Origin of the sequence: Kribbella sp. NBC_01484, assembly GCF_036227145.1 — a bacterium.
Classification (GTDB): domain Bacteria; phylum Actinomycetota; class Actinomycetes; order Propionibacteriales; family Kribbellaceae; genus Kribbella.
Genome location: NZ_CP109437.1, coordinates 2106885 through 2120799, shown reverse-complemented (window position 1 = coordinate 2120799; position 13915 = coordinate 2106885). Strand labels below are relative to the sequence as shown.

Sequence of the window (13915 nt, the reverse complement as noted above, 5' to 3'; positions counted from 1 at the left end):
GGATCATGCCGGGCGCGAGGTTGTCGTCGCCCGGTCCTCGCGGCCACACGAATGTTCGCGGCGCACGCCTGCCGCCTTGGAGTAACTGGTTGCTCGGCGCCTCGACGCTGATCGCGGTCAGCCCGTGTGGGGGCCAACAGTCGGCGAAAGCGTCACAATGGATGGATGGACCAGACGGCGATCACGGCGGCGGGCGTTGTCGACACGTTCCTGGTGCTTCTGATCGGCGTCGGACCCAAGCTCGCGCTGGTCCCGTTTCTGGAGATCACGGCCCCCCTTGACGCGGCGACGAAGCGGCGGGTGCAGCGCAGGATGATGATTACGGCGGCGTCGGTGGCCGTGCTACTCATGGTGCTTGGCGAGTTGCTGCGCGCGTTGCTGCACTTCTCGGTCGCATCCTTGTCGATCGCCGGTGGCGTGATCTTGTTCGTCCTTGCGGTCGGGATGGTGCTCGGGGGGCAGTCCGGGGAGGAGCACCTGACGGCCGGGAGAGACCCGATCCAGCTCGCGCGGTTCCCGTTGGCGGTGCCCTACCTGCTGAATCCGGTCGGCATCGTCGGGCTGGTGACGATCTCCGCCGAGGCCAATTCGATCAGCGTCTTCGCCGTGGCGATCGCCATCCTGGCCGTGGTCCTGCTGATCGACGTAGCGGTGTTCCGCTGGGCCAATCGGGTGAGTTCGAAGTTCGATGAGGGGCGGATGCTCGTGACTGAGAAGGTCTTCGGGTTCCTCATCGCCGCAATCGGCGTGCAATTGGTTCTCGACGGTTTGGCGTCGGCCGGGGTTATCGGACCGGTCCCGCACTGAAGCGCACCGTTGCGGCCGGCACGGGGGATTCGCCGGGGAACGTCGAGCCCACCGTACTGGTCGATCAGCGAGAGTTGCCGCTCGGCGGTCAGCGCGGTCCCGTTCTGCATCGTCAACTCGTTGAACGAGTCGGTGACCGTGCCCTCAGGGCCCGCGCGTACGGACGCTTCAGGCCTTCCCTTTCCGAGCTTTGGCATTCGGCTCCGATTCCGCCTCGGCGCTCTGCCGCTGTCCTCGTTTGACAGCGCCAATGATCACTTGGATGCCCAAGCCCAAGACGACGAGGTCCAGCAGCATCTGCACAGTCACCGTGAGACGGGCTACATCGGCATCCGCGGTGATGTCCCCGAATCCGACCGTTGAGAACACGGTGACGGTGAAGTACACCGCATCGGAGCGATTGAGCTGCTGGGTGAAGGCTGCTGGGTCGTCGCGACTCATGCCGTAGTACGTGGCTGCGAAGAGCAGCAGGAACAGCGGAACAGTCACAGCGAGAGCTTCGATGGCACGAATGGCCGGATACGCGGACCGCACTATCGCTCTGACGTGCCAAGCGACAGTTGCAATCAAGAGAGCCAGAGCGATGGACATCTCGAGAAAGGGATGCCCGTTCGACCAGCGATCTAGCGGCAAGGCGTAATACAGAGCCACCAACGCCGCGCTGCTCACCGCGGCGCCTAGCAAGCCACGTACGACGAGCCACCACCGAGGATGAGGCTTGACGTTTTCGAGGCTGTCAGACGGTGCCACTCGATGTCCTCAGCCGACACCACTGCTCCCGGAACAGGGAGCAAGCATGTGTTCCTCTCGCTGCCATCGGTGCTGGTCCCTCTTCTCCGTTGCCCGCCCATCTTGCATTCACCCTGGGAGGACTCCGTGGGCATCCTCCCAGCCAGGGACATCACGACCACGAAGCCCGGCCCTTCCCACGTCAGCGGCTCAGGGAACGAGTGACCGCACGGCAAGCACTACGGCTTCAAGAGAATCAGCCATGACGTGGGCGGGCAAGGCATGGACACCGATCGGTCCACGCCAACGGATAGCACAAACATCAGACGGATAGGAGACAGTGCTCTGGGGTCCTGACTTTTCGGTGACCTGACCGTGTTCGAGTGCTGCTTGCCGTCTACCTACGGGAGCCGGGGCCGTCAGCCCGGCCCGTTCGCGTCCGCACAGGAGGTACTCAACCGAGACGTCGGCGCCGTCATCACCCAGCCGATGCTGACCAGCTCTTGCCCGTCGTACCGGTACCATCCCACCCCCAAAACAAACAGGTGAATCCACGAATCGTAGGTTCACTTGTCCGGGATGTCTTGAGACATCACACCTCGCCGGGCGTGTTACGCGGATGACGAGGCTGGAGTGCCGTTCGACTCGGCTGGCTTCGTCGGCAGTCGCCAGGTCGCGATCAGTGCGACCACGCCGAGGAGAGCGAGGACGGCGACTGCGGCGCGCAGGCCGTCGATGCGGGCCGCTGCGTTCTCGTCGGTGATCGCCTTGGCCGTGTCGGGGGGCACGTTGGCCTCGGCGAGCGCGTCCTCGAGTTGCGCGTCGGAAATGAATGGGGCACCGCTCGACAACTGCACCTGCGCCTGGTTCGAGACCGAGTCGGGCACCGCGGGCGCGTTCGTGATCCCGGCCAGGAACGAGGATGTGAGCGCGGCGATCAGCACCGCACCCGCGAGAGCGGTGCCGACCGATGCGCCGAGGTTCGTGACCGTGTTCTGGAGCCCGCCGACGTCGTCGGTCTGCTTGTCCGGCACCGCACCGACCGTGACCGCACCGAGCTGGGACGCCAGCGAACCAATTCCGAACCCGGCGAGCAGCATCGGCCACGTGACGATCTCCGGACCCGCGCCGACGACGAGCAGCACGATGAGCGTGACGATCCCCGCGAGGAGCATGAGGAAGCCCGGCCGCACCACGCGCCGTGGGTTCGCGTGCGGGAACACCTTCGGGATGCCGACCGCAGTGATGAGCAATGAGACCGACAGTGGGAGCACCCGGACGCCGGTCTCCACCGCGGAGAGCCCGAGTGCGACCGAGAGGAACAGGGGCACCACGAAGAAGCGACCCATCTGCAGCAGGAACTGGAAGAAGAAGGCGATGAGTCCGCCCCGCAACTGCGGGATCTTCAACATCGCTGGGCCGAGAAGCGCGCCCTGGTCGTGGTCGATGCGGTGCTGCTCCCACATCATGAACGCGCCGAGCACCGCGGCGCCTACCGTGAACAGCCATATGACCGGCGAGACGCCCAACCACACCGGCGCGCCTTCCTTTGGCTGGATCACGCCCCAGGCGCCGGCCTGGAGAATGCCAGACACTATGAGGCTGAGGCCGGCGCCCGACAGCGCCGTACCGACGAGGTCGAGTCGCGCGGTGGGGTCGGGTGGTGTGTCGGCCATTCGGCGCGTCAAGAAGGATCGCGATGACGATCACCACCTCGCTCGCGAAGACGAGCCGCCACGACAGGTAGGTGGTGAACAAGCCCCCGATCAATGGCCCCGCGGCGACCGCGATCGCCCCAGAGGCCGCGATCAAGCCGTACGCGCGCGGTCGTTCGGACTGCTCGAAGTTCGAGGCGACGAGTGCCACGATCGCGGGCATGATCAAGGAGGCGCCGATGCCCTCGAGCACCGACCACCCGATGATCAGAACGGTCAGGCTCTGCGAGATCGAGGTCGTGAGGGATCCGGCGCCGTAGATCACACAGCCGATGGCGAACGCGCGCTTGCGACCCAAGATCCCGCCGACCTTGCGCCGGTGATCATGAGCGCGGCCATGACGAGCGTGTAGAAGGTGATCGCCGTCTGGATACCAGTGACCGTCGTGCCGACATCCTCGGCGACAGTCGCGATCGACACGTTCATCACCGAAATGTCGAGAGTCATCAGGAATTGGCCCGAAGCGAGCGTCAAGAGGACCAGGCTCGTCGAACTCGTCGACGGCGTCCCCGGTGCCGTCACCACGTCCCTCCCATCAGCCTGGAAAGACCGAGCGCTACGAACTTGATGCCCACCCGGAGGCGTGTGTGTGCATCATCGAGCGTATAGCCACAAGAATCGCCCGGCGAGGCTCGCGGCCCTCCATCCCGACCGCCCGTCAAGGCCCCAGGATGGGTGCCGACCGCGGCGCGCCGGTAGCCCAGCTATCGGCGCGGGCGGCCTTCCCCATCGCGCGTCGCTCCGCTCTCGTCGGTGGTTGCGCGGCCCGGTCGCCTTCGTTGCGCAGAGTGTCACTCACACGAGACCATCGCGACGGCTTCGCGCTCCAACTCGAGGTACGGCTTGTCCAGTCGGGGCTCCCGTCACAGAAGGTCCCCTGAATCTCCGCCGCCCCCGTCTCAAGCATCACCACCCAGCGCGGATGATCTGACTCAGCGCCCGCCTACGGCCGCGCACATGTGACCCGTCCCGGGACGGGTCACGGGGCCGAGTCATCCCTGGTGAGTGATGCCAGGCGAGTCGGAGCAAAGCTACGCTTCGCACAAGAGTTTGGTGCGAGGAGGCGAACTCGACTATGGGAATCTTGCGTGGACGACGCGGTGACGACGACACACGGCGATTCCGGATGAGGGAGAAGCTGGTCTCCATCGGCGACGACTTCTGGATCGAGGACGAGAACGGCGACCGCAGGTACCGGGTGAACGGCAAGGCAATGCGGGTCCGCGACACTTTCGTCCTCGAGGACGCCTCGGGTAGCGAGGTCGCGAAGATCCAGGAGCGAAAGGTCAGCGTTCGCGACAAGGTGGCCATCGAGCGCGACGGCAAAACCGTCGCGACTGTACACAAGGCCCTGGTGGGCGTTCGGGACAGGTTCGCGATTGACGTCGACGGTGGCCCCGACCTCAAGGCGCACGGCAACATCGTCGACCACGAGTACGAGATCAAGCGCGACGGCGACACGGTGGCCCAGGTCTCAAAGCGATGGTTCCGCGTCCGCGACACCTACGGAGTCGAGATCAACGCCGACGAGGACGAGCCACTCCTCCTAGCAACAGTCGTGGCGCTCGAGGCGCTGACGGACTGAGCCGCACGCTCAGCCGCCGACGACGAGCTCACGCATCATCTGGCCGGCTGTTCCGCCGGATCCTGAAGCGCCGGCTAGGACCGGTCATCGCAACACGGGACGCCCTCCGAGAGCGTCCAGCTACTGCACGGATACGCCAGTAGCCGGATCACCGGCCTGTTAGTGCGCGCCGCGAGGCTTTGACCGAAGGACTATTAGTCCGACGGCCGTTCCAACAGCGGCCTACTTCGGACTTGCTGAGTCCCCACGAGTGGCCCCACGCCATCAGCGCTGTCAACGGCCGAGTCGTGGTCGCCGCTGGTGGCCAGTTAAAAATGTCCCCACCCCTCGGGTTGATCAGCGGTTCTTGGCGCCACCGCCGTGCCTGGTCCGGGCCTCGCGCATGCGGTAGGAGTCGCCGTCGGTGATGACGACGTTGGGGCGGTGGAGTAGCCGGTCGAGCGGGCTGGCGGCGGTGGTGTGTTCGGGCAGAAACCGGCCCCATTACACGAAGGGCCAGTGGCAGGCCCCCAGCCCAGGCGGCGGTGCATCCAGCCCGAGTTCCTCACCAGCCGGCGGTGCAGACCGCCCCTGATCGTGGGTCGGAGTGAGCCGCGGGCGCGGGAGTAGTGGCGGCGGCGTGGAGCCATTCGTGGAGCGAGCTGCCCGATACTGATGAAAAATACGGGCACCGGAGACAGGTTCCTTGCAACGAATCACGCCCGAAGACGGCAGATGTGACGGTGACTTTCCTCCTCGTAATGAGAAGGTCGTCGGTTCGATTCCGACAGGCGGCTCCACCCCTGACCTGCTGAAACGTAGGTCAGGCCTCCTCCGGGCAAGGTCCGTGGAGCCATTCGTGGATCCAATGCCCTCTACGATGCGGCTTGACCAGTCCTCGTCACCCGAGCCCGCGCGCACATTGAACCGACCAACCATGACGCCAGGATGCCACATATTCGAACTGGTGTTCCCTTAAGCCCTCGTAACAATTTCTTTGACGCTTTCATGTGCGACCCGGCGACGGGGACAGCGATTGGCTGGTGTGGGACAACGCGGTCAACGGGCACCGCGGCAGGTGTTCTGAGCGGGATTGCATCTGATCCGGCTTACAGCACAGGTGACACACCGGAGAATCCGCAGGTCAGGGCCTTCATGATGCCAGCTCGCGGATGCGGGTTGGCCTGTCGATCGGTGGCCCGTAACGGATTCAACGATGTTGCGTTGAAGCATCATGGGTGAAGTGGACCTGCCGGGCGCGGCGCATCTGGTGCTGGCCGATGGGGGTTGTGCACCTGGATCCGGCTGAGGCTGTGTTCGAGGCGATGGCGGAGGGGTGGGCGCGGCAGCAGCGGACCCGGTTCCTGAACGTCGACGGCACGATCAAGCCGCGGTTGACGTTGGTTCGGCGGTTCGCGGAGTTCACCGGCGAGTACCCGTGGCGGTGGCGTGCCGAGGACGTTGAGGCGTTCATCGATCAGGCGCGGTCCCCTTGCTGGCCCGGATCGACGACCTCGCACAGCGGGCAGGGCTGCTCGGCTTCCCTGTCCGGGAGGAGATTCCGGCGCTCGGGCTGACCGAGCGCGAGCTCGTCGTACTGCGTGTCCTTGCCCGCGGCCTGTCCAACGCCGAGATCGCCCGCGAGCTGTTCATCTCCCCGAACACGGTCGCCACCCATGTCGTCCGGATCCTCCGCAAGCTCGGCGTCGCCACCCGCACCGAGGCCGCCGCGGTGGCCCCATCGGGCCGGCCTGGGCCCGGATTCCTGAGTTCCGGGCCAATTGCAACAAGTGGCAGGGCCGTCCACCGTGGCCTGACGGCTCAGCTATAGTCAGCGCGATCTTGAGCTCTTCGAGACTCTTCCCGGAGGGGGAACTCCTTATGAAACTGCAGCGCTTCGCGCTTGCACTGGCCGGCGTCGGCATGGTCGCCGCCACGGCCGCTTCGGTCCCGGCTTCCGCGCAGCCGAGCCCAAAGCCGACCTGGTCGTCGAAGGCCGTTCAGTCGAACACGGCGAAGGCAGCGACCGCGGGAACGTGCCTCAACTCGGTCGCCCTGCCCAGCGCCTCGCCGATCGTGAACGGGATGGACATCACCGCGGGCAACCCGCCGAGGGCGGAGATGTACGACCCGCCGATCGACAACTTCGTGGCCACCCGCGCCAACGCCACCTGGTACTGGGCGGCGAACGCTGCGCTGACCCAGTTCTACTACTACGGTCTGTTCCTGCAGGGCGGGAACCTGTACCGGCACACGACGTACGTGCCGGAGAACAAGCCGCCGGTGCCGACCTTCAAGCGGATCGGGTCGGGCTGGACCAGCTTCAAGTCCATCGCGACCTCCAACTACAACCTCGCGCAACCCCGGCACTCGTACCTGTACGGCCTGAATTCGAACGGCAGCCTGTACCGCTACGCGATGATCGGTGGCGGCTTCAAGGCGCTCGGCCCCCTCCCCGGCTTCCGTAGCTTCCGGGCCATGACGGTGATCAGCGAGACCGCGACGTACGACACGCTGCTGATGACGACCAACACCGGTGGGCTCTACACCGTTCACATTCCGGTCGCGGCCGGAGCGAAGCCGGTGCTGAAGCTGATCCGGTCGACCGGCTGGGCGACGTACGACTCCCTGGCCGTTCAGAGCTGCGGCACCCGTGGCGGTTCGATGATCGTCGCGGTCGATCGCGACACCAAGACCGGCTATCAGTACGCCATGAGCAAGGCCAACGGGACCGCGACCGCCATCACGGCGTACGGCAAGATCCCGGCCGCCTTCGACGGCGTCGACCACGTCTCCATGACGACTGCCTACGACCAGCTGGTCGGCGAGTAGTCCGCACCGAACCCGATGCCGCGCCGGTTCTCCGGCGCGGCATCGGTCTTTTCGGCCCTTGCCCGAAAGGGCAGTCTCGCCGGACCGATCCCACCGGGTCGCTCACCGTCAAGCTCTTTGGCTGCAGCTTGCTGCAAGTTTGTCGTCAAACCTCGTTCGGCTCGGCTATTGTCGGCCGATCTCGAGCTCTTCGAGACGACTTGTCCGGTGCCTGCCTGGGCTGACCGTTCAGCAGGCCATGAGCGCACTCGACTCGCCGCCGCAAGCCGCCGGCGCCGCGACGCGCAGCCATCAACCCAGGCCCGCACCAGCGCCAGCCGATCTGCCCCCTGACACCGTCATCAAGAAACTGTCCAGCGCCGGCGCGTTCTACCTGAACAAGGTCCAATACCTGGTCGGCGCCCAGCACGGCTTCCAGCAGGTCCTCGTCATCACCAACGGCGACAAGCCCGGCGACACGATCACCGTTACCGACCTCGAAGGCGAGATCCTCATCGAGTACACCCGCCCCGCACCCGGCACCGGCTACGTCGGCAACGCCAGACCACCCGGACCGCACACCAACAAACCCCAACCGTCACCGAAGTCCTGAGACATCAACTGTCACCGATGTCCTGAGGCAGAACTGTCACCCATGTCCTGAGACATCACATGTCGCTGACTGTCAAGACAGCTAAACGCACGGCTATCTCGGCGGCCCGGGCCCAAAGCCGCAAGCAGAAGGTCGAACGTACACTCATGCGCGCGGCGAGGCTTGCTGCAGCGCCTCGCGGGCCGAGATGTGACCCGCCAACTACTGCGCGACAGATGTCCGCCAACTGATCCGCGACAGGCTAGAAATCTGGCGACTGGGACGCCGGCCAACGCACGGATCTGCCGAATAGCGGACGTTCAGCCTGATGAGATCGCGAGCAGTTTCGCCGCCGGGCGCCGCTGCTGGTCACCTTGGCACTGAAGGTCAACGCGCTCGTGGGGATCAAACAGGCACCGAACAGCTTGGCACTTGTCGCCGCGACCGGCTCCCTGCTGTCAATCTCGCCAATCCGTTCTTCGGGAAGATGAGCGACCGCACCTCGTCGAAGCTGGGCATGCGGCGGCCATGGATGGCCATCGGCCTGGTGGTCGGCCCCCTCGGCGTCCTCGTTGTCGCGTTGGCACCCAACATCCCGGTCGTCCTGCTCGGATGGTGCATCGCCCAGGTGTTCTTCAACGCACTGCTCGCCGCCATGGTGGCGGTGCTACCAGACCAGGTCTCGGTCGTTCAACGCGGTCAGGTCTCCGGTGTCCTGGGTGTCTGTGTGCCCATCGCGTCGGTGAGCGGCACCTTCGTGGTCAAGCTCTTCACCGGCAACCAGCTCACCATGTTCCTGGCCCCGTGCGCGATCGGCGGATTCTTCATCCTCCTCTTGGCGGTCACGTTGAAGGATCGCCGGCTTGCCAAGGCGGACAAGCCATCGCCAGCAGCTTCAACGGTTTCCTGGTCGGGATGGCCATCGGCGGACTCGGCTTCGGCGTGTATGCGGCCGTCGACCTCGCGCTAGTTGTCACGTGCTGCCGGACAAGGACAACGCTGCCAAGGATCTCGGCCTGTTCAACATCGCGGGCGCGCTTCCGTTCTCCATCGCGCCCGCGATCGCGCCGGCCATCCTGGCGATCAGCAGCGGCAGCTACGGCGTGCTTTACGCGATCGCCGGGCTCTGCGCCATCATCGGAGCATTCGCCATCCTGCCCGTGAAGGGTGTTCGTTGAGCGCCCACATCGACGAAGCGGCCGGGCCCCTCGTGGGCCCGGCCGCGTTTTCGACGCTCAGACGGCGACCTCGCGGTAGGCGGGCGGGGTTGCCTCTTCGCGGATGGCATCTGTGATGGGGCAGGGCTTGAAGCCTTTGACGATCAGATAGACGCCCAGCGAGAGCTCCCACAAGGCGATCGGGATGACGGCGATCCCCGTCACCGTGCCGACCCGGTCGACGACGCCGAACATCGTCAGGACTACCGCGGTGAGGTGCAGTGGGGCTCCGATGAGTCCGATCATGGGAAGGACGCGTGGCACGAGGCCGGATCGGTACAGCAAGGTGCCCAGCAGGATGGCGTTGATGCCCGGCATGAGGCTCCCTCCGAGCGTGAACGCCCAGTGGTAGGTCGCGACGTGCGACGCGCCGATGGCGGCCAGCGAGGCTGCGTCGGCTCCGGCCGCTGTGCCCAGGTCCTGGTGCAGGGTCACGAGCGAGAGGAGGCTCGCGACACCGGTGAAGAGCATGGCGGCTTCAAGGGTGCGGGAGGCGACGAAGCCGAGCGCCATGCCTTGGTTCTGTCGCTTGACCACCGGATACAGCGTGATGGCGGTGCCGATGCCGGCGAGGGCGACGATGACCTCGAGGAAGCAGCCCCATAGGGCGGGGGTGTCGGCGGCGGAGCTGATGATGAAGTCCTTGCCCTTCACCGAGCTGTAGAGGGCTGGGGGGGCGAGTGTGGGGATTGAGACGAAGGTAATCAGGTAGAAGATGCCCGCGACGAGCGAGGTCTTTCGCGTTGGGTCCTTCGGGACTCGTTTCGTTGCTGCGGTCTGGACGGTGGTGGCCATGTCGGTCTATCCCTTTTCGCGATTGATCTTTAGTGGGTTGATGAGCTATCGAGGATCGGCGGTGGGTACATCGGGCTGGTCGGGCTCGACCTGAGTGACCGAGACCAGCGGCAGGCCCATGTCGCGGATCTTCTGGAGCAAGCCATACAGCGCGGCCTGGTCGACCACCGAGCCTTGGATGAGGGTGGTGCCGTCGTTCTCGTTGGTGATGGTCAGTCCGTCGAACCAGCCGGCCCATCGGGAATCCAGGTGCCCCTTGAGGCGGATTTCGTACGGTCCGTTCGTTCGCATGCTCGAAAGGTAGGAACGGATGTGGTGAGCGGGCATCACCACGTGTGGTGATCTATGTGGTGATCTGGCCGGCGCCGGGTTCAGCGGTCGCGGGTCCGGGACAACAGGTCAAGCTGCTCGGCCCGGCGCACCGCTGCCCGACGGTTGTTCACGCCGAGCTTGGCGTAGATGTTCTTGGTGTGGGTCCGCACGGTGTTCAGGGACACCACGAGCTCGCGGGCGATGTCCGGGCCGTCCAGGTCGGTCCCGAGCAGCCGAAGCACTTCCAGCTCGCGTTTGCTCAGTGGCTCAACCAAACCCTGTCGGTCCTCGGGCAAGCCCTGACTGACGGGAGGGCTGTCCTCAGTCTTGTCAACGGCCGCCAGGAGCCGACGCACATCGTCCCGGGCGATCCCCTCTTGTTCGCCAGGTGCTACCCGTGCGGCAGCTCTCAGCAGTATGGCCATGGGTGCGCCCTCATCCGCGAACACTCGGACGTAGCCCTCCGGCTCAGACAGCGTCAGCGCACGTTCCAGCGATACAAGCGCAGCCGGGATCTCGCCTCGCGTCTGGTGGGCAAGCGCCTGCAGCACCAGGATCTCGATGACGCTCCCCGTCCTTCCCCCCTCTTCTGCTGCTTGCAGGAGCCGATCCAAGAGCTGGGTCGCCTCGTCGATGGAGCCCTCTGCACGCTCTGCCCTGGGCTGGGCCAAGAGCACCCTGACCAGGGTGATGTGCTCGAACTCGCGCAGGTAGCTGAGGTCGTCCGTGGCGGAAAGACCCTGCTCACGCACCCAGCCGATCGCTTCACCCAACGCCCCCTGCTCGACCCAGACCCGTGCCCTCCACGCCGGGACCGGCCGCACGTTGGGGAAGAAGTCACTGACATACAGGCGCTCCGCCTCATTGAGCAGGTCGAGTGCGGCGCCCAGATCCCCCTCAGCCTCGCGTACCCGAGCCATCGCGACCCGCCAGCGGTATGGGTTCTGCAGCAACCCGAGGTGCTCGCCGAGCTCCTGGCTCCGCAGCAAGTACTGCCTGGCGGTAGGCAGGTCGTTCCGCTCGCGGTGGATCTCGCTGATCCCGACATACATGTCCGCCGTCCCCCGCAACACCGACCCGCCCTGCTCGGATGCGAGCTGCAAGGCCTGCTCGTAGGTGTGCATCGCGTCGCCGAGCCGGCCTTGCCTACGCCGTATATCCGCCAGCGCGATCGCGCACCCAAAGGTGTCGGCGACGTGCCCGACCCGCCGCAGCCCCGCCATGCAGTCGGCATACGCCCGGTGCGCTTGATCCAGGTCTCCGCTCGTCCAGTACGCCAGCCCCAACAGCCCCGATGCCGATGCGCGCCGGAGGTGGTCTTCCTCAGGCGAAAGCTCGAGCGCCCGCCGGGCATGCCCCTCGGTGCCGGGCACGTCGCCCCGGGCCAGGGCCAGAGCAGCGCGATACAGCTCGATCGTCCCCGGGATGCCTCGAAACTCTTCGTCGTCGACGACGACCATCCCCGCCGGCGAGGCTTCCGGTAACACATGGGTACCGGTCGTCGTGTCCAGCCACCGCTCGGCGTCCTCCAGCCGCGCCTCCACGCCTTCGAGCTCGCCGCCCAGCAGCAACGCTCCGGCATACCCGACAATCAGCACGGGCCTGACCTGGACCACCTCGCCGGGAAGCGCCTCGAGCCAGCCACGCATTGTGGACTCCTGCCGGCTCCTGCGCATGGCCGGGATCGCCAGCTCGACCAGGTCCGCCGCCCGCTCGAAATCCTCGGCGGCCAGCGCGTGGCGGATCGCCTCGGATCGTTCGCCGTTCCGCTCGTACCAGTCGCTCGCGCGCAGGTGCAGCTCATGGACGCGGTCAGGCTGCTCGTCCAGCAGATGCGCTCGCAGCACGTCTGCGAAAAGATGCTGGTAGCGATACCACTGGCGGCGGTCGTCGAGCTGGATAAGGAACAGGTTCCCCCGATCGAGAGCCTCCAGCATGGGCTTGCCGCCGTGCTGGCCGGTCACGGCATCGCAGAGCGGGCCGCTCAGCCGGCTGAGGATGGAGGTCTTCAGCAGGAAGCTGCGGACATTGTCGGGCTGGCGCTGCAAGACCTCTTCGACCATGTAGTCGATGATGTACCGGTCATCCCCGGCAAAGCCCGCGATAAAGCCTGCGATGTCGGCGCGGCCCTGCATCGAGAGCGCCGCCAGCTGGAGCGCGGCGATCCACCCTTCCGTGCGCCCCTCCAACGCTGCGACGTCCTGCGCCGTCAGTACCAGTCCCATCACCTCGTTTAGGTACGCCGCGGCCTCGTCAGGCGTGAAGCGCAGATCGGCGGCGCGGATCTCAACGAGCTCGCCGCGCCCTCGCAAGCGAGACAGCGGCAGCGTCGGGTCTGCGCGGCTGGCGATCACCAGGTGCATCTGTGGGGGGAGGTGCTCCAGCAGGAAGGCCATCCCGTCCTGTACGTCGCGTGCGTCGATGACGTGGTAGTCGTCGAGCACGAGCACGACGTCGTCCGAGCTGGCGCTGAGGTCGTTGAGCAGAGTGGCGAGGACCGCTTCGATCGGCGTCTGAGACGACTGCAGGAGCATGAGCGCACCGGCACCGACCCCCGGCGACGCTGCCTGCAGCGCGGCGACAAGGTACGACCAGAACAGGGCGGCATCGTTGTCGCGCCGGTCGAGCGAGAGCCACGCCGCGGACCGTCCTTCGGCAGGCGCGCCTGCCAGCCACTCGGCCAGCAACGTCGTCTTACCGAACCCGGCCGGAGCTGAGACGAGCGTGAGCGTCGACTCCGCCCCGCGGCTCAGGCGCTCGCTCAGTCTCGGACGCGCTACCAGACCGCGTCGTCCCCTGGGGACGTGGAGCTTGGTCTCGAGCAGTGGGCCTGCCATGACCATCTCCCCTCAGGAGCCAGTCTTCATGTGCCGTCGACAAGCACTTGTTGCCAGCGAGACAGCGGTTGGTTCCGGTAACTGATCGTGCCATCAGCTCGCTCGAGACCATCTGACCACACGTGCGAGGCGGTTACCGGTCATGCCGCGGTGAGGGCGGCCACGCTCGCCCGGATCTGCCGCGATCCGCGCGCTCATGCCGAATTCAGGAAGTTGCGCAGTGGACTCGATCGTCCCGCCTGCGGCCAGAAGAGTGCGCGGTTCCGATACCGTCAGGCTGTGGCCGGTTGGGAGAGTCTGCGTGTGGACCTGCGCCTGTTACTTGAGGAGTCACCGGGTGCGCTCGTAGTAGGGCCCGACCCCGATTACGAGCGGCGTGAGCAGCGGATCCGCATCGAGCTCGCCGCCTGGGCAACCGACATCGCGGCCACGCTGAACGGAAAGTACGGGAGCCTCGTGGATCTGCGCGTCGGGCCGAGCTGGCCAGGTTGCGGCGGGAGAATGCGGAGCTGGCGATGGAGCGTGATGTCCTCAAG

14 protein-coding genes and 1 pseudogene are annotated in these 13915 nt (G+C 65.9%); 7 read left to right on the top strand and 8 right to left on the bottom strand.

Annotated features, from left to right (window positions below; all coding sequences use genetic code 11):
• The first annotated feature begins 165 nt into the window (after positions 1-165).
• A complete protein-coding gene (locus tag OG555_RS10410; protein WP_329482612.1) occupies positions 166-807 on the top strand; it encodes a MarC family protein in 642 nt (213 codons plus the stop codon).
• Positions 808-975: 168 nt separating this feature from the next.
• Here OG555_RS10410 and OG555_RS10405 read toward each other — a convergent pair whose 3' ends face one another.
• The 4 genes and pseudogenes from OG555_RS10405 to OG555_RS10390 all read right to left on the bottom strand — a co-directional run bounded on the left by OG555_RS10405 (position 976) and on the right by OG555_RS10390 (position 3725).
• Positions 976-1476, bottom strand: a complete 501-nt coding sequence (locus OG555_RS10405; protein WP_329482611.1) for a potassium channel family protein — start codon at positions 1474-1476, stop codon at positions 976-978.
• A gap of 671 nt (positions 1477-2147) precedes the next feature.
• Positions 2148-3212 carry a hypothetical protein gene (locus tag OG555_RS10400; RefSeq protein WP_329482610.1) on the bottom strand — a complete coding sequence of 355 codons (1065 nt, stop codon included), beginning with the start codon at positions 3210-3212 and terminating at the stop codon, positions 2148-2150.
• A gap of 70 nt (positions 3213-3282) precedes the next feature.
• Positions 3283-3516, bottom strand: a pseudogene (locus OG555_RS10395) (MFS transporter); the annotation flags it as partial.
• On the bottom strand, positions 3513-3725 hold the full coding sequence (locus tag OG555_RS10390) for a hypothetical protein (protein WP_329482609.1): 213 nt from the start codon (positions 3723-3725) through the stop codon (positions 3513-3515). The gene OG555_RS10390 and the pseudogene OG555_RS10395, both read right to left, overlap by 4 nt.
• A 652-nt stretch (positions 3726-4377) precedes the next feature.
• On the opposite strand from OG555_RS10390, the gene OG555_RS10385 reads away from it, so the two are divergent.
• The gene (locus tag OG555_RS10385) at positions 4378-4836 is read left to right on the top strand and encodes an LURP-one-related/scramblase family protein (RefSeq protein ID WP_329482608.1); all 459 of its coding nucleotides are present in this window, start codon (positions 4378-4380) and stop codon (positions 4834-4836) included.
• A gap of 336 nt (positions 4837-5172) precedes the next feature.
• On the opposite strand, the gene OG555_RS42795 is transcribed toward OG555_RS10385, so the two are convergent.
• Positions 5173-5307: a hypothetical protein gene (locus OG555_RS42795; protein ID WP_442914525.1), complete on the bottom strand. Its 135-nt coding sequence runs from the start codon at positions 5305-5307 to the stop codon at positions 5173-5175.
• A gap of 1000 nt (positions 5308-6307) precedes the next feature.
• Here OG555_RS42795 and OG555_RS10380 point away from each other — a divergent pair.
• From OG555_RS10380 to OG555_RS10360, 5 genes are all read left to right on the top strand, one after another.
• Positions 6308-6646 carry a response regulator transcription factor gene (locus OG555_RS10380; RefSeq protein WP_329482607.1) on the top strand — a complete coding sequence of 113 codons (339 nt, stop codon included), beginning with the start codon at positions 6308-6310 and terminating at the stop codon, positions 6644-6646.
• A 50-nt stretch (positions 6647-6696) separates the two neighbouring features.
• Positions 6697-7647: a hypothetical protein gene (locus OG555_RS10375; RefSeq protein ID WP_329482606.1), complete on the top strand. Its 951-nt coding sequence runs from the start codon at positions 6697-6699 to the stop codon at positions 7645-7647.
• Between the two features lie 238 nt (positions 7648-7885).
• Positions 7886-8239 carry a hypothetical protein gene (locus tag OG555_RS10370; protein WP_329482605.1) on the top strand — a complete coding sequence of 118 codons (354 nt, stop codon included), beginning with the start codon at positions 7886-7888 and terminating at the stop codon, positions 8237-8239.
• A gap of 466 nt (positions 8240-8705) precedes the next feature.
• Positions 8706-9188: an MFS transporter gene (locus OG555_RS10365; RefSeq protein WP_329482604.1), complete on the top strand. Its 483-nt coding sequence runs from the start codon at positions 8706-8708 to the stop codon at positions 9186-9188.
• Positions 9189-9195: 7 nt separating this feature from the next.
• A complete protein-coding gene (locus tag OG555_RS10360) occupies positions 9196-9396 on the top strand; it encodes a hypothetical protein (RefSeq protein WP_328522204.1) in 201 nt (66 codons plus the stop codon).
• A gap of 57 nt (positions 9397-9453) precedes the next feature.
• Here OG555_RS10360 and OG555_RS10355 read toward each other — a convergent pair whose 3' ends face one another.
• From OG555_RS10355 to OG555_RS10345, 3 genes are all read right to left on the bottom strand, one after another.
• Positions 9454-10230, bottom strand: coding sequence for a DUF4386 domain-containing protein (locus OG555_RS10355; RefSeq protein ID WP_329482603.1), 777 nt, complete (start codon positions 10228-10230; stop codon positions 9454-9456).
• A gap of 45 nt (positions 10231-10275) precedes the next feature.
• On the bottom strand, positions 10276-10521 hold the full coding sequence (locus OG555_RS10350) for a hypothetical protein (protein ID WP_329482602.1): 246 nt from the start codon (positions 10519-10521) through the stop codon (positions 10276-10278).
• Positions 10522-10601: 80 nt separating this feature from the next.
• Positions 10602-13379, bottom strand: coding sequence for a tetratricopeptide repeat protein (locus OG555_RS10345; protein WP_329482601.1), 2778 nt, complete (start codon positions 13377-13379; stop codon positions 10602-10604).
• Between the last annotated feature and the right edge of the window lie 536 nt (positions 13380-13915).